We start from the raw sequence: 14,660 nt of genomic DNA on the forward strand, positions 1-14,660 counted from the left end.
TGCGGGCTCCGCCGGTCCGTTCTCGTACCGTGTCATGACTCTTCGGCCTCCTCGTGCAGGTTCGCCGCCAGCCGGTGCAGGGCCGGCAGGGCGGCTTCCAGGGCCGCGCGCTCGGCGGGGTCGAGCCGGTCGACCTGGCGGCGCACCAGCACCGCGCGCCGCTGCCGCCAGTCACGCAGCCGGGTGTCGGCGGCGGGGGTGGTCAACAGCCGGGCGGCCCGCCGGTCGGCCGGATCGGTCGCGCGGATCAGATAGCCGTCCCGGACCAGCTGGTTGACCAGCGTCGAGACCGAGTTGCCCGCCAGGTACAGCTCCTTGGCCGCCTCGGACACGCCGAGACCGGGCCGCTCGGCGACCAGCCGCAGCAGGTCGATCTCGGCGCCGCGCAGCCGCGGCCCGTCCGTGCCGCCGCGCAGCCGCCGCCGGATCAGCCGCTGCAGTCCGGCCAGGGCGTCCGACAGTGCCTCGGGGAAATTCTCCGGCTCCTGTTCCACGTCTTCGAGATTAGCTCTGTGTCAGAGGTATTTCGGGAAAGGGAGGGTCAAGAGGCGGCAAGCAGTGGCCACCGGCCGCCCCGTGCACCGGAGCGGGCGCCGCACCCCGGGAGCGCGCGCCGCGTAAACCGGAACACTGCGTCCGGAAGGGCGCCCGGCGCCGAAGCCGAAGGTGTGCAGCCCGATTCGGGGGGTAACCGTTGACCTGCTCACCGGCGTCACCGACGCCGGACGATTCCCTACGGATCAGTGTCCTTTGGAGGTAGGCGTGCCGGCCGAACCAGCTCCTGTGTCCATCGAGGTGACCCCGTACGGCGACGGCATCGCCCTGGTCACCGTCGCCGGGGAACTGGACGTCGAGACGGCTCCCGAGCTGCGGAACCGGCTGGCCGACCAGATACGGGCGGGCCGCCGGCATCTGCTGCTCGACCTGTCCGAGGTCCCCTTCATGGACTCCTCCGGCATCAACGCGCTCCTGAAGGCGCACGACGAGGCCGGCCGTGCCGGCGGGAGCGTGTGCCTCGTGTCGCCCGCCCCGATGGTCCGCCGCGTCCTGGACCTCACCGGCGTGAGCCTCACGATCGCGTCGCTGGACGGCGTCGAAGCGGCGCTCGCGCACGTGGGCGAGGGGACCTCGCCCCACTAGGCCCGCCGGTCCGCCCGGACCCCGTGCGGTCGCGGACCTCGTAGCCGTACCCCTCACCGAATGCGTCGACCTGCGCAGAAGGACGTGAGACCGAGATCATGCGGGCAATAGTTGTCATTTGACAACTATAGACGTGAGGCAACAAAGTGAGCGCCCCCGAAGAGCGGAGAGGAGCCGAGATGGCGCAGTGCGTGAGCGACGCGGAGCCTGGGCGGCTCGTGCGGCGCACCTCCCCGAGGCCGTCGGCCCCCGGCCCGGTCCGCCCCGCGGCTCAGGCCGTGCGGACGGCCGGCGCGTCGTCCTCGTGGAGCTGGGCGGCCGCCGTCGCGCAGAAGGCCGCGAGACCCTCCGCGAGCGCGGTCCGCTGCGCCGCCGGCATCTGGGCGAGCACCGCCTCCACGGCGCGCTCGCGCCGCGCGCGCAGCTCGGTGAGGAAGATCCGCCCGCGTGCGCTCAGGAACAGGCGCAGCTCCCGGCGGCTGGTGGCGCTCGGCGCCCGCTCGATGAACCCCACGGCCTGGAGGCGGTCGCAGAGTCGGCTCGTCGAGGGCGGCGTGGACCCGAGCGCGTCGGCGAGCGTCCGCAGATTGATGCCCTCGTCGTGCTCCAGGATGAACAGCACGCGCAGCTGGGAGGCGGAGACCGGAGCCGTCGAGGCCCTCCCCCACAGAATCTCCAGCAGCTCTGCGGCCTCGGAGGTCACGCGAGCCACCTCACCGGGCTGTGGACGCGGGCCGGAGGAAGTCACGGTTTCACTCTCCCAGTCTTCTCGGGCACTGTCAGCCTGTCGGGGGCAAGGACAGGAGCAAAACACCTGTCAGGGGCTGGGACAGGAACAAAGCAGCACATACCGGGTCCCTCGTATGCCGGTCCGGCTTCCCGGAGCTCGGACCCGGCATCGTACTAGTCGAAGAATGGCGTATCCGACATCGTGAACAGATTCGTGGCCGCGGAGCGGGCCTTGCGCACCGCGGCTCCCCACCAACTCCTCGACGCCGTCCGCGCCGTCCTGTGCGATCGGTACGCGGCCGAGGCCGTCGAGCTCTTCATGGCGGACTACGGTCTGACCGTCCTCCAGCCCGTGTCGGTGCTTCCGCACACCCTGGAACCGATCCCGGTGCACAGCAGCCCCGAGGGGCGGGCCTTCGGGGCCCAGGAACCCTTCGTCGAGGAGCGCACCGGCCGGCGGGTACGCGCGCACCTCCCGGTGACGGTGCGTGGCGACCGGCTCGGCGTCCTGTCCGTCACGCTGCCCTCCGAGGCGTGCGACGAGGAGACGCTCGCCGAGCTGTCCGAAGTCGCGGAGGTGCTGGCCCACGAGGTGCTCGTGGCCGAGCGGGACACCGACCTGTATCTGCAGGCGCGTCGCAAGGACCGGCTGACACTCGCCGCCGAGATGCAGTGGCAGCTGCTGCCGGGGCGCTCCTGCGCCCGTCCCGAGTACGAGCTCGGGGCGCAGCTGGAGCCCGCCTACGCGATCTTCGGCGACAACTTCGACTGGTCGGCGAGCGCCGACCGGCTCCTCCTGTACATCACCAACGGCATGGGCGAGGGGATCGAGGCATCGCTGCTCACGAACCTCGGGATCAACGCGCTGCGCAACGCGCGCCGTGCGGGGATCTCCCTGCAGGATCAGGCGGCCCTCGCCGACCAGGCGATCTACGCCCAGTACCGCGGCACCTCGCACCTGTCCGTGCTGATGCTCGACTTCGAGCTGTCGACCGGCCGGCTGCGGGTGATCGACGCGGGCTCGCCGCAGATGCTGCGACTGCGGGGCAGGTCGGTCGAGCGGATCGGCTTCGAGGCGCAACTGCCCCTCGGGATGTTCGAGGAGACCGACTACTTCGTGCAGGAGTTCCAGGTGGAGCCCGGCGACCGGCTCCTGTTCGTCAGTGACGGCGTGCACGCCGTTGCCGGTCCCGGCGGGGAGGCGTACGGCGAGAAGGCCCTCGCGATGGCGATCACCTCCACCCAGCTGCTTCCCGCGACGGAGGTGCCCCGAGCCATGCTCCGTGAGCTGACCGGACACCGGGGCAGGCCCAAGCCCGAGGACGACGCCCTCGTGGTGTGCCTCGACTGGCACGGGCCGGCGGCGGAGTAGGACCGGGCCTCGCGCCCTGTCGACCGGGCGGGCGCCCGCCCGGTGGGCCCCTGAGGTCGAGCGGGTGTCGGTCGCGATCGGGCCATCGCTACAGTTGCCGTACGACAAGAGATCATGCCCGGACGGGAACACGCTCGTCGGCGCGGCGCACGGATGAAGGAGACGAACACGTGGCGGACCATCAGGCGGCGGCGCAGCAGGATTCGGCGGCCGGGGAGGTCGGTGGGTTCCTGCGCCGGCGCCGTGAGCAGATCGCCCAGCGCTGGGCCGACGAGGCGCTGTTCCGCACCGTGTTCACCGTCTCGCGGGACGAGGCGGTGGAGGCCGGCCGGTCCGTCGTGGAAGCGCTCGCCGCGGTCGCCGCCGCGGGCCGCGTCGAGGACCTCGGGGCCGACGGGTTCGCCACCGTGCGCGACCAGTTGGGGCGCATGGCCGCCTCCCGGGCGCGGACCGGCGCCACGTCCGCGCAGATCGCCGACGAGGTGGCGGCACTGCGGCCCGCCGCGGCCGAGCTGCTGAGCGCGGATCTCGCCGACGGCTCCCGGGAACGGGCCGAGGTGTGCGCGGTCACCCTCACCGCGCTCCTGGGCACCCTCCGCCTGGTCGTGCTGGAGACCGCGCTCAGCGCCGGGCAGGAGCTCATCGACCGCCAGCGCCTCCAGTTGCTGGAGGTGGCCACGCCCGTGATCAAGCTGTGGACCGGTGTGGTCGCCGTCCCCCTCATCGGGACCCTCGACAGCGCCCGCAGCCAGGTCGTGATGGAGAGCCTGCTCGACGCGGTCGTTGCCCAGCGGGCCCGCTTCGCCATCCTGGACATCACGGGCGTGCCGACCGTGGACTCGCAGGTGGCCCAGCACCTCATGAAGACCGTCGCCGCCGCCCGCCTGATGGGCGCCGAGTGCATCGTCTCGGGCATCCGGCCCGCGATCGCGCAGACCATCGTCCACCTCGGCATCGACCTGGGCGAGGTCGTCACCCGCGCCAGCCTCGCCGACGCTCTCGCGTACGCCCTCAACCGCCAGGGCATCGCGATCGTCGACCAGGACCGCACCGGCCCGAGCGCGCGGTGAACGGCCCGAACGCCGGGCCTGCGGGCGCCCACGTCCCCGTACTGAAGCTCGGTGACGTCCTCCTGGTGACGTTGCAGGGCGATCTGAACGACGAGGCGGCCGAGCGGCTGCAGCGGGACATAGGCGAGGCCATCGCCGCCAGTTCGGTCACCGGTGTCGTCATCGACATCTCCGGGGTGGCGATCGTCGACTCCTTCCTGGGGCGGGTGTTCGCGGAGGTCGCGGCGCACGCCAGACTGCTCGCGGCGCAGACCGTCGTCGCGGGCATGCGGCCCGCCGTCGCCATCACCCTGGTGGAACTGGGCCTCACCCTGCCCGGGTTGCGCACCGCGCTCGACGCCGACGAGGCCATGGGCCTGCTCACCGCGGCGCCGGCAGCCCTTCACCACGGTCCAGCCCGCCAGGAGCGCCCGTGACGGAGACTTCCGGCCGCGTCACCGCCTGCCTGCCGATCCGTACCGACATGGATCTCGCGTGGGTGCGCCAGCACGTGCGCCAGGCGGCCGCGGAACTCGGTTTCGGACTCGTGGACCAGACCAAGCTCGTGACCGCCGCCAGTGAACTCGCCCGCAACACGCTGGTCCACGGCGGAGGCGGTCAGGTCGAGTCCACCGTCCTGCGGACCGGGGCGGCACGGGGACTGCGCCTGACCTTCACCGACCGGGGGCCCGGCATCTCCGACATCGAGCGCGCGCTCGGCGACGGTTACACCTCGGGCGGCGGCCTCGGCCTCGGTCTCGGTGGAGCGCGTCGGCTGGTGCACGAGTTCTCCATCGACAGCCGTCCGGGAGAGGGCACCGCGGTGACCGTGATCTGCTGGACCGCCGGTCCCCCACCGCCCCGCCGGGAGAGCCGATGACGCGCGTCTGGGACGTTCCCGTCCACGACTCCACCCGGGTCCGGGACGTCCGGGTCGCCGCCGAGGCGGCCGCCGAGCGCACCGGGCTCAGCCGCGACCGCACGGCCGCCGCCGCACTCGTCGCGACGGAACTGGCGACCAACCTGCTCAAGCACGGGGGCGGCGGGCGGATAGTGCTCGACATCGTCGACGCCGATCTCGAGCTGCACGGAGTAGGCCGCGGCCCGGCCCTCCAGATCGCCGCGATCGACCACGGGCCGGGCATCGCCGACCTCGCCTCCGCGTCGCGCGACGGTTTCTCGACGACCGCCTCGCTCGGCGCGGGGCTCGGTACCTGCCGCCGTATCGCCGACCACTTCGAGGTGCACTCCGTGCCCGGGCGGGGCACCGTCGCCCTGGCGCGGGTGCACGCCGCGCGCAGGGACAGGGCGGGACACCGCGTCCCCGGAAGCGACGCCGCGGTGCGGGCGGGCGGCATCAACATCCCGCTGGCCGCCGCCGACCATTCCGGCGACGCCTGGGCCTGCGTCCGCGCCGGCGACCACGTCACGCTGCTCCTCGCGGACGGGCTCGGCCACGGCGAGGCCGCCGCGAAGGCGTCCGGGGCGGCCGTGGAGCAACTGCGCCTGTCCGCCCACCTGCCACCGGCGGAGCTGCTCGGGCAACTGCACAGGGGCCTGCGCGACACCCGGGGAGCGGCGGTCGCGGTGGCCCGGCTCGACCTGGCCACCGAACACCTCGACTTCGCGGGGATCGGCAACATCGGGGCCCGCCTGCTGACCGGGGACACCTGGCGGCCGCTGCTGTCCCACCCGGGCATCGTGGGCGCGCACCGGCCGGGGCGGCTGCCGCAGTGCCGGGTGCCGTGGACCCCCGACAGCCTCCTCGTCCTGCACAGCGACGGTCTGCCCAGCCGCTGGGCTCCGCCCGCCGTGGCTCCGCCGACCGCCTGGGATCCCGCGGTCACCGCCGCGGTGATCGTGCGGGATTCCAGCAGTGCCGCCCGTCCGGTGCGGGACGACACCACCGTGGCCGTGCTGGCCCCCACCCCGCAGGATCGCCGCCCATGACCGACACCTGGAAGATCGCCACGGTCGACGACGCCGCGCGCGCCCGTATCGCCGCCGCCCGGCTCGCGGCGGCGCACGGCGTGTCCACGGTGGAGCGCACCCGTCTGGTCACCGCCCTGAGCGCCCAGCTGCGGCAGTCCCTGGTCAAGGGCGGCAGCTGGGTCATGACCCTGCACGGCACGCCCCCCTCGGCGGACGGCGGTCCCGGCAGGATCACCGTCGCCCTCGCCGCTGCGGCCAACGGCTCGGCGGGCAAGCCGAGTTGGCAGGCGAGCGTCGCTGTGGAGGAGCCCGGGCGCGGGGAGAGCGCGGCGCGGGTTCCGCGCGACCGCAAGGCGTTCGCCGACGCCCTGCTCAGCGCGGACGAGGACACTTCACGGATCCTGGACCGGCTCAGCGAGCAGGAGCAGCTGGTCTCCTTCCACCGGGAGGAACTGCACCAGACCAACCAGGGAGTTCTCGCGCTGCACGCGGAACTCGACGCGGCCGGGCGGGTGCAGCGCGAGCTCTTCGCCGCCGAGCGCGCCGCCCGCACGGAGGCGGAGAGCGCCCGGCGACGGCTGACGTTCCTCGCCGACGCCAGCGCCGCTCTGACGGCCTCGCTCAACCACGAGGAGATCCTCGACAGGCTGCCCCAGCTGCTCGTCCCCGGCTACGCCCGGAGTGTCGATGTGTGGCTCCTCGACGACGACGTCCGCAAGCGGTCCCCCCGCCCGGCCGCCGCCGTCGCCGCGGTCCGCACCGGCCGTCCGCAGTACGCCGCGGACCGTCCGGGCGGTCTGCCCGGGGTCGACGACCTGCCGCCCTCGGCGCTCCACCCCGACCAGCCGCTGCTGTGCATCCCGCTCCCGACCCGGCACTCCCCGCTGGGGGTGGTGACGCTGACACCGCCCGAGGATCCTTGGGGGCCGGACGACGCCGTCATGCTCATCGAACTCGCCCGCAGGGCGGGCATCGCGATCGACCACGCCCAGCGGTTCGAGCACAATCGCGACATCGCCGAGACCCTGCAGCGCGCGCTGCTCACCGAGCTGCCCACGACACCGGGCCTCGGTCTGGCCGCGCGCTATCTGCCGGCCACCCACGGGCTGAACATCGGCGGCGACTGGTACGACGCCTTCAAGCAGCCGGACGGGGGCCTGGTCGCCGTCATGGGCGACGTGACGGGCCACGGACTGCGGGCCGCCGTCATGATGAGCCAGCTGCGCACCGCCCTGCGGGCGTACGCGGTGGACGGCGGCACGCCGGGTCAGCTCCTCACCCGGCTGCACGTGTTCCTGCACCATCTCCAGCCCGACCTGTACGCCACGGCCGTCATCGCCCGCTTCCACCCGGACGAGTCCACCGTCACCTGGGCGGCCGCGGGGCACCCGCCACCGGTGCTGCGCACCCCGGGCGGGGAGGTGCGCGTCCTGGACGCCAAACCCGGCGCGATGCTCGGCATCCCGCTGCATCAGGAGATCCGCGACCACACGGCCGAGCTCCCGCCGGGTTCCACCCTCGCTCTCTACACCGACGGTCTGGTGGAGCGGCGGGCCGAAGGCATCGACCCGGGCATCCGACGGCTGGCGGAGGCGCTCGGCGCGCAGCGCGGGACAGACCTTGACCTCGATCTGGAGGGCGCCGCCGACCGGATCCTGAACCCGATGCTCCGTGACTCGCAGCGGGACGACGACGTCTGTCTGCTGCTGTGCCACGTCGGTGGCACCGGGGCGCGCCCCGGTCCCGGACGATCGACCGCCTGACGTCCCGCCGCCCACGACGGGGCACCGGGCGGAGAGCCGTGACGCGTTCGCGCGCTAAGCGCCGGGCGGGAACTCCGCGGAGGACGTCCGGCGCGCCCCCTGGAAGGCCCGCAGCCCCTCCTCGAACGACCTCCGCTGGAGCGGCGTCATGCCCGCGAGGACGGCCGCGAGGATCTGGGCCCGTCGTTCGCCGATCTCCGTGAGGACCGTGCTGCCCAGCGGTGTGAGCAGCAGGTGCAGGGCACGCCGGTTGCCGGGATGGGGAACGCGGCGCAGCAGGCCCGCGGCCTCCAAACGGTCGCAGAGGCGGCTGGCGGCGGGAAGTGCTATGCCCACGCGTTCGGCAAGGCCGGTGAGGGTGAGTTCGTGCCGCTGCCCCACGGTCCTGAGGGCTTTCAGCTGGTGCGCGGAGAGGCGGGGGACGACCGTCTGCCCGGCCGAGATCCACAGTTCCGCCAGCTCCTCGACGGCGTCGGCCGTCCGTCCGGCGACCGCCTCGGGACGGTGGTCGGGCGGCGTCGCGCGGTTCAGGTCCCCGTCATCCACCACGGGTCATCACGTGCTCCCCGCGGACCCGGGCGCGGCCGGCGCACCGCACGGACGGTCGGCGATCTCGTCTGCACGGGATCGCTCACCCCACGGATGGGGAGCTCTGCCGCCGGCGGGGCGAACTCGGTCGCGGGCGACGGTCGGCGCTGGATCGCGGATGATGCTCGGTCCTCGGAATCGTCAGAATTGCACGACGGCGTGCACGGTCTTGCCGTCCGGGCGGGAGAGAACGGTCAGCTCGGAGCAGAGGCGGCGCACGAGCGGCCAGCCGAAGCCGCCTTTTCCGCTGAGATCGAACCGGCGTTGACGCGGCGGCTCCGGGTCGTCGTCCGAGACCGAGATCCCGACGCCGTGGCCCATGTCCCGCAGGTCCACGCTGCAGTTCCGCCCGCGTGCGTGGCGCACCACGTTCGTGACCAGTTCCGAGACCACGAGGCTGACGGCCTCGGCGGCCTCGCGCGGCACCTGCCGGGGCAGGCTGCCGAGAAACGCCCGGGCCATCCCCCTGGCGTGCACCGCGGCCTCCGGGCTTCTCTCCAGGCTCGCACCGGACACGGAACAGACGTCGGAGGGCTGTTCTACGGTGGTCATCCATCAGCTCCCTTGACGTGCTTCCCGTCCGCACGCCGAGAACGCGGCGCCACTCCGTTTCGGACCGGGGTGTGGGGCGGGCTGTCCCCCTTATTCCCGAACCCTCCGATGCCATGTCACGGTTTCGCGCACCTTCACAACGCGATCACAGGTGACCGGCCGTCGAGCTGCCGGGACAGCGTGTGCCGGACCGGGCACGTGGGGGCTGCCGAGGAGTACCGCGGCGGTTCGGGGGCACCTGTTGTCGCGTCGCGAACGCCCATGGGCGTTCGCGACGTCGCTCCCGTGGCGGGCGAAGGGGCCGGGCGACCCCGAAGACCGACACGGTCGAGCGGGAGGGGTGGTGGCCCGTGCGGGCAGGTCCCGGACAGGGTCACCACTCCCCCACACCTCTTCACACCGCCCGGGGTGAGGAGGCGGTACACGGCACGGACAACAGGAGACGGTGGATGTCCCAGACCATCACGGCACGCGTCGAGGGGAACGGGCCGGTGGATCCGGCGGAGGCGGGGCGACGCAAGCAGCGGCTCCGAAGACGACTGGAGCGGCTCATCGGCATCGCCGCGACCGAGGGGAACGAACTGCTGCCGCTGCGCAACGGCGACCGGATCTTCGCCGCGATGCTCGACGCGGTGCGGTCCGCGGAGCACACCATCGACATGATGACCTTCGTCTACTGGCGGGGGCAGATAGCCCGCGACTTCGCGGCCGCGCTCGCCGACCGGGCCCGCGCGGGGCTGCGGGTGCGGCTGCTGCTCGACGGCTTCGGGGCGAAGCGGATCGAGGGGGAACTGCTGGAGTCCATGACCTCCGCCGGTGTCCAGGTGGCGTGGTTCCGCAAGCCGCTGTGGCTCTCGCCGCTCAAGCAGAACCACCGCTGTCACCGCAAGGCGCTGGTCATCGACGAACACGTCGCGTTCACCGGAGGCGTGGGGATCGCCGAGGAGTGGTGCGGGGACGCGCGCGGACCGTCCGAGTGGCGGGACACGCACGTCCAGGTGCGCGGGCCGGCGGTGGACGGCATCGCCGCCGCGTTCGCGCAGAACTGGGCGGAGTGCCACGACGAGCTGTTCGACGACCGCGACCGGTTCACCGCGCAGGCCCAGCCGGGCACCGCGACCGTCCAGGTGGTGCGCGGGTCGGCCAGTTTCGGCTGGCAGGACATGCAGACCCTCATCCGCGTGGTGCTCGACTCCGCCGAGGAGCGGTTCCGGCTGTCCACGGCCTACTTCGCACCCGACGCGTACTTCGTGGACCTGTTGTGCGCGACCGCGCGCCGCGGAGTACGGGTGGAGATCCTGCTGCCGGGTCCGCACACCGACCAGCGGGCCTGCCAGCTCGCCGGCCAGCACTACTACGACGCGCTGCTCGCCGCCGGTGTGGAGATCCGCCAGTACCAGCCGACGATGCTGCACACCAAGATCATGACCATCGACGGGGTGGCGTCCCTGATCGGGTCCACCAACTTCAACCGCCGGTCGATGGAGCACGACGAGGAGGTCATGCTCGCGGTGCTGGACGAGTCGTTCACCGCGGCCCTCGACAGGGACTTCGACGAGGACCGGGAGCAGGCCGTGGCGATCGAGCCGGGCCGCTGGCGGCGCCGGTCCCTGCTCCAGCGGACCAAAGAGCTGGCGGTCGCTCCCCTGCGCCGCTTCCTCTAGCCGCCCCCCGCCGATGACCGCGCAGCCTCCCGGCGGGAGGCGTACGTACGGGGTCGCCGCAGCCGTGCGGCCCGGCAGTGCTGCCGGGCCGCACGGGTCAGGTGGGACGCTCGCCGGTCTCGCAGACCTTGCGGGCGATGTCGCGGAGCTTGATGTTGTGGTCCTGGGACGCCTTCTTCAGGACGTTGAAGGCGTTGTCCTCGCTGAGGCCGTGGCGCTCCATGAGGATGCCCATCGCCTCGCCGATCTCGTGGCGGGTCTCCAGCGCGTGCGAGAGCTGCTGGTGCGTCCGGGCCGCGGACAGGGCCACGGCCGCGTGCGAGGCGAGTATCCAGCCGGCACGCTGGGCCGTCTCGTCGAACATGTTCGGCCGGTGCGAGTACACGTTGAGGGCGCCGAGCTCGTCGTCCTCGGTGAACAGCAGGAAGCCCATCATGCTGCCCATGCCGAGCTTCCTCAGCTCGGGGGCGAAGCGGGACCACTTCTCGTGGGGCTGCCGCAGGTCCTCGATGGCGTACAGCTGCTGCCGCTCGGTGACCGCGTCGAAGCACGGCCCCTCCCGGAGGTCCTGCTGGATCCGGTCCGCCATGCGGACGACGTCGCTGGTCGCGGCCAGCGCGCTGACCTCGCCACGGCGGACGGTGAGGATGCCCGCCTCGTCGCAGCCGTTGATCAGCACGCTCGCGTGCTCCACGATCCGGTCCAGGGTGCCTTTGACCGAGTCCTGCGCGAGCAGGTCGCGTGCCATGTCCGCCAGGGCGAGGGCAAACTTCTCCCAGACGTCGCCGGACTCCTGCACCATGGGCCACCTGCTCATTCGTCGAATCGCAACCGCCGTTCACCCGGGGTTCCATCTTGCCACCCCGGCGCGCCCACCGCGCCGGTCGGGTGCGAGGGGACGGGCCGCGTGCGGCTTTCCGCGAACCTGAGCGGTGGCGCCGGAGCCGGACTTTTTCGGCATCCACGGGATCTTTGCACGCCCGGGCCGTTTCACAGGGGCGATCACTGGTGACCCGAGAGAGGACACACCATCCAAAGAACGCATCCGCTTCAGCCACAGGAGGCCCGCAATGGACAACTGGCGTGATTCCGCGGCTTGCCGCAGCGTCGACCCCGACCTCTTCTTCCCGATCGGCAACACCGGCCCCGCCGTGCTGCAGATCCAGGAGGCGAAGGCCGTGTGCGAGGGCTGCCCGGTCCGCGAGGCGTGCCTGGACTGGGCGCTGGAGTCGGGCCAGAGCGTGGGTGTCTGGGGCGGTACGAGCGAGACCGAGCGGCGTTCGCTGGCTCGCCGCCGGGCACGTCGCCGTACGCAGGACGCCTCGGCCTAGCCGGAACAGCGGGGAGAGACCGGGTCCTCGGAGCAGGACCGGGTACGGATCCAGGTTGGCCTGGTCGCGACAGAGGGCAAGACGTACCGCCGACGAGATCCGAACGAAGGGCACGATGGAAATCGATCCGAGCGGGAACAAGAAGCCGTCGTACGAGGAGTTCGGGACGCTCACCACCGCGTTCGGCGGCGAGCTGCGCAACGTGACCGACGCGCGGCTGGCCGCGGACGGCTATCTGCGCGCCCTGGCCCGGACGGCGCCACCCTCGGCGGAGGAGCACTGGGACGACATCCTGCTGGTGGTCACCGAGCTGGCCGCCAACACGATCCAGTACGCTCCCGGTCCCTTCGAGCTGCTCATGCGCCCCACCTTCGACGGTGTGCACGTGACCGTGCGCGACGGCAGCACCACCCGGCCCGCCCCCCGCCGCTTCCGCCCCTCGGAGGGCGGGGGCGGCATCGGGTGGCATCTCGTCAACGCCCTGTGCGACCAGGTCAGCGTGATCGTGCGGCCCGACGGCAAGGACATCCACGCCTTCCTGCCCTGGTGAGAAAGGCCGTGGAGGGAACCGTCGACGGACTCGCAGGTGTCCTTTCTCTCGAACAGGGCACACGGATCCGATGAAGGAACCGGTCCCCCACACGATCAAGGTGACGCATTGAGCACGGAACACGAGCCGTCCGGACAGGAGCACGCCGCGTGGGAGCGGGTCCGCGACGCCGCCACGGGGATGAACCACCACCAGGCGAAGGCGGCCTTCGAGGAGGCCGAACGTGCGGCCGAGGACGGTACGGCCGACGGGGGGTCCTCGCTCGTGAGGCGGGCGGAACGGGACGAGTGGGAGCGGATCACCGACACGCTCTCCGACCACGCCGGGTCGTACGACCCGGCCACGGACCCCTTCGTCCAGGGGCAGCTCACCGCCCGGGCCAACCGCGCGCGGGCATCCGCGCGGCGCCGCTGAACCAGCTCCGCCCGCGTTGTCAGTGCGCTGCGGAACAATGCCGAGCAGCGAGAACGTCACCGCCCCGGGCGATGCGTGATCCGACCCGTCCGTCGAAAGGCCGCATCTTCATGACGCTCACCCCGCACCCCCGTACCGCGCCGCGAGGCCCGATCGGAGGATGGTGACCATGCTGCGGCCGCTCCCCCGGACCCGTACCCCGCTCAGTGCCGGCGGGGCCGAGGTGCTGCGTCTGATAACCGAGCGGCGGTTCGCGGTCCGCCTCACCGTGCACGCGAACGGCCGTCGGCGGTACGGCTACTGGATGCCCCTCGATCCCCGCACGGGACGCGGTGGCTGCTACGTCGCCCTGCCCACCGGCGAGTGCGACGCGCTGCACGCGGCGGGCCGGATCGTGCTCGGCGACGCGCTGGTCGATCCCGCCAAGACCACCTACCAGGTCCAGGCGGCGGCCCGCCCCTCGGCTACGCTCACGAGCGCACCGCGGAGGTCCTCCGCGTCCTCCCACGCCCTGACGGCCTGAGCCGTCGACACCGCGGCCTCCTTGCGACGGCCTGTCCTTCCGGCGCCCGTACCTTCCGGGGCCCATGGCTTCTGGGACCCACAGCTTCCGGGGCTCACCCGAGTTCAGACCCTCGCGGCGGACGGTGTGAGCGGTACCACTGCGGTGATCCGCTTACCTCCCGCCCGCAGCGGCGCGACGGCCACGTCGCTGGCGAGCCTGCGGACGATCATCCAGCCGTGCCCGCCCACCCGGAGCCGGCCCGTGTCGTCGAACCGCCCGGCAGACGCCGGACGTCGATCGCTGCGGTCGCTCACCGACAGCCTCACCTCGCCCCCGGTCGGCGTCACCTCGAACCCGGTGACACCGCCACCGTGCAGCATCGCGTTGCTGACCAGTTCCGAGGCGACGAGCAGCACGTCACCGACGGCGTCCTCGTCGGCCCACGAGGCATCCCCGGACCGCGCCGCGAGAGCGCGCCGGACCGCCTGTCGCGCGTCGGCCGGACTTTCGGGCCCCGACGAGGTCATGGGCCGCGCCACGGCCACCGTGTCGGTGGACGACCTCTGGTACTCCCCGCACATTCTTCGCTCCACCCTTCCTGCCGGAAATTCTCAGGGCCCGTCGCGCAATACACACGACGGGCCCTGTGGAATTGGCCGTCATCAGTGCCGAAATGCGTCCTTGGCCTTTTCCTTGGCCTGCCGGGCGTCGCCCTTGGACTGTTCGATCTTGCCCTCGGCGGTCATGCGGTCATTGCCGACCGCACGTCCGACGGCCTCCTTGGCCTTGCCCTTCGCCTTTTCGATCCGGGCGCGGGTCCTGTCACTCTCGGCCATGGCAGTTCACGTCCTCACTGCTCGACAATGCGATGCATTACTACGGCTGACCGTGAATCGACTGCCCAAACCCGGAGACCTTCGCATTCCGCGGACTTCGCCCGGTCGGAGGCCGACGCCCTCCCCCGGCGCGGGCCGTTCTCCTTCTGCGGACACCGCGGCATTCGCGTCGCTGACCGACTCCACGGCCAAGGGGCACGCGATCGACGCTTCCCGCCCGCACCATGGACACTTA

19 protein-coding genes are annotated in these 14,660 nt (G+C 72.3%); 12 read left to right on the forward strand and 7 right to left on the reverse strand.

Annotated features, from left to right (window positions below; translation table 11 throughout):
- Window positions 1-32: 32 nt before the first annotated feature.
- Window positions 33-494, reverse strand: coding sequence for a helix-turn-helix domain-containing protein (locus tag B0675_RS29485; protein WP_081222648.1), 462 nt, complete (start codon window positions 492-494; stop codon window positions 33-35).
- Between the two features lie 268 nt (window positions 495-762).
- On the opposite strand from B0675_RS29485, the gene B0675_RS29490 reads away from it, so the two are divergent.
- Window positions 763-1,140 (forward strand): STAS domain-containing protein, encoded by a 378-nt coding sequence (locus tag B0675_RS29490; RefSeq protein WP_107482874.1) that lies wholly within the window; start codon window positions 763-765, stop codon window positions 1,138-1,140.
- A 271-nt stretch (window positions 1,141-1,411) separates the two neighbouring features.
- Here B0675_RS29490 and B0675_RS29495 read toward each other — a convergent pair whose 3' ends face one another.
- A complete protein-coding gene (locus B0675_RS29495; protein ID WP_081222650.1) occupies window positions 1,412-1,843 on the reverse strand; it encodes a MarR family transcriptional regulator in 432 nt (143 codons plus the stop codon).
- Between the two features lie 228 nt (window positions 1,844-2,071).
- Here B0675_RS29495 and B0675_RS29500 point away from each other — a divergent pair, with 228 nt between their 5' ends.
- From B0675_RS29500 to B0675_RS29525, 6 genes are all read left to right on the forward strand, one after another.
- A complete protein-coding gene (locus tag B0675_RS29500; protein ID WP_081222651.1) occupies window positions 2,072-3,241 on the forward strand; it encodes a PP2C family protein-serine/threonine phosphatase in 1,170 nt (389 codons plus the stop codon).
- Window positions 3,242-3,411: 170 nt separating this feature from the next.
- The gene (locus tag B0675_RS29505) at window positions 3,412-4,311 is read left to right on the forward strand and encodes an STAS domain-containing protein (protein WP_081222652.1); all 900 of its coding nucleotides are present in this window, start codon (window positions 3,412-3,414) and stop codon (window positions 4,309-4,311) included.
- Entirely contained in the window at window positions 4,308-4,727 is a 420-nt protein-coding gene (locus tag B0675_RS29510) for an STAS domain-containing protein (protein ID WP_081222653.1), read from the forward strand. Before B0675_RS29505 ends, B0675_RS29510 begins: the two co-directional genes overlap by 4 nt.
- Window positions 4,728-4,774: 47 nt before the next feature.
- Window positions 4,775-5,170, forward strand: a complete 396-nt coding sequence (locus tag B0675_RS29515) for an anti-sigma regulatory factor (RefSeq protein ID WP_081223958.1) — start codon at window positions 4,775-4,777, stop codon at window positions 5,168-5,170.
- The gene (locus B0675_RS29520) at window positions 5,167-6,240 is read left to right on the forward strand and encodes an ATP-binding SpoIIE family protein phosphatase (protein WP_081222654.1); all 1,074 of its coding nucleotides are present in this window, start codon (window positions 5,167-5,169) and stop codon (window positions 6,238-6,240) included. The genes B0675_RS29515 and B0675_RS29520 overlap by 4 nt, the downstream gene beginning before the upstream one ends.
- On the forward strand, window positions 6,237-7,985 hold the full coding sequence (locus B0675_RS29525) for a SpoIIE family protein phosphatase (RefSeq protein WP_081222655.1): 1,749 nt from the start codon (window positions 6,237-6,239) through the stop codon (window positions 7,983-7,985). The genes B0675_RS29520 and B0675_RS29525 overlap by 4 nt, the downstream gene beginning before the upstream one ends.
- 54 nt (window positions 7,986-8,039) lie before the next feature.
- On the opposite strand, the gene B0675_RS29530 is transcribed toward B0675_RS29525, so the two are convergent.
- Window positions 8,040-8,534, reverse strand: coding sequence for a MarR family transcriptional regulator (locus B0675_RS29530; RefSeq protein WP_081222656.1), 495 nt, complete (start codon window positions 8,532-8,534; stop codon window positions 8,040-8,042).
- 180 nt (window positions 8,535-8,714) lie between these two features.
- Window positions 8,715-9,125, reverse strand: coding sequence for an ATP-binding protein (locus tag B0675_RS29535; protein WP_081222657.1), 411 nt, complete (start codon window positions 9,123-9,125; stop codon window positions 8,715-8,717).
- A 449-nt stretch (window positions 9,126-9,574) separates the two neighbouring features.
- On the opposite strand from B0675_RS29535, the gene B0675_RS29540 reads away from it, so the two are divergent.
- Window positions 9,575-10,789, forward strand: coding sequence for a phospholipase D-like domain-containing protein (locus B0675_RS29540; RefSeq protein ID WP_081222658.1), 1,215 nt, complete (start codon window positions 9,575-9,577; stop codon window positions 10,787-10,789).
- A gap of 97 nt (window positions 10,790-10,886) precedes the next feature.
- Here B0675_RS29540 and B0675_RS29545 read toward each other — a convergent pair whose 3' ends face one another.
- Window positions 10,887-11,606 carry a GAF and ANTAR domain-containing protein gene (locus tag B0675_RS29545; protein WP_241540054.1) on the reverse strand — a complete coding sequence of 240 codons (720 nt, stop codon included), beginning with the start codon at window positions 11,604-11,606 and terminating at the stop codon, window positions 10,887-10,889.
- Between the two features lie 253 nt (window positions 11,607-11,859).
- Between B0675_RS29545 and B0675_RS29550 the strand changes: the two genes are divergently transcribed.
- From B0675_RS29550 to B0675_RS29565, 4 genes are all read left to right on the forward strand, one after another.
- Entirely contained in the window at window positions 11,860-12,120 is a 261-nt protein-coding gene (locus tag B0675_RS29550) for a WhiB family transcriptional regulator (RefSeq protein ID WP_081222660.1), read from the forward strand.
- Window positions 12,121-12,235: 115 nt separating this feature from the next.
- The gene (locus tag B0675_RS29555) at window positions 12,236-12,670 is read left to right on the forward strand and encodes an ATP-binding protein (protein ID WP_081222661.1); all 435 of its coding nucleotides are present in this window, start codon (window positions 12,236-12,238) and stop codon (window positions 12,668-12,670) included.
- 108 nt (window positions 12,671-12,778) lie between these two features.
- Window positions 12,779-13,084: a hypothetical protein gene (locus B0675_RS29560; RefSeq protein WP_107482875.1), complete on the forward strand. Its 306-nt coding sequence runs from the start codon at window positions 12,779-12,781 to the stop codon at window positions 13,082-13,084.
- Window positions 13,085-13,253: 169 nt separating this feature from the next.
- The gene (locus B0675_RS29565) at window positions 13,254-13,607 is read left to right on the forward strand and encodes a hypothetical protein (protein ID WP_081222662.1); all 354 of its coding nucleotides are present in this window, start codon (window positions 13,254-13,256) and stop codon (window positions 13,605-13,607) included.
- A gap of 104 nt (window positions 13,608-13,711) precedes the next feature.
- Here the strand turns inward: B0675_RS29565 and B0675_RS29570 are convergent, their stop codons facing one another.
- Window positions 13,712-14,170 carry an ATP-binding protein gene (locus tag B0675_RS29570; RefSeq protein ID WP_081222663.1) on the reverse strand — a complete coding sequence of 153 codons (459 nt, stop codon included), beginning with the start codon at window positions 14,168-14,170 and terminating at the stop codon, window positions 13,712-13,714.
- 81 nt (window positions 14,171-14,251) lie between these two features.
- The gene (locus B0675_RS29575; RefSeq protein ID WP_081222664.1) at window positions 14,252-14,425 is read right to left on the reverse strand and encodes a CsbD family protein; all 174 of its coding nucleotides are present in this window, start codon (window positions 14,423-14,425) and stop codon (window positions 14,252-14,254) included.
- Window positions 14,426-14,660: the final 235 nt, after the last annotated feature.

The sequence above is a fragment of the Streptomyces sp. M41(2017) genome (assembly GCF_002078175.1).
Classification (GTDB): domain Bacteria; phylum Actinomycetota; class Actinomycetes; order Streptomycetales; family Streptomycetaceae; genus Streptomyces.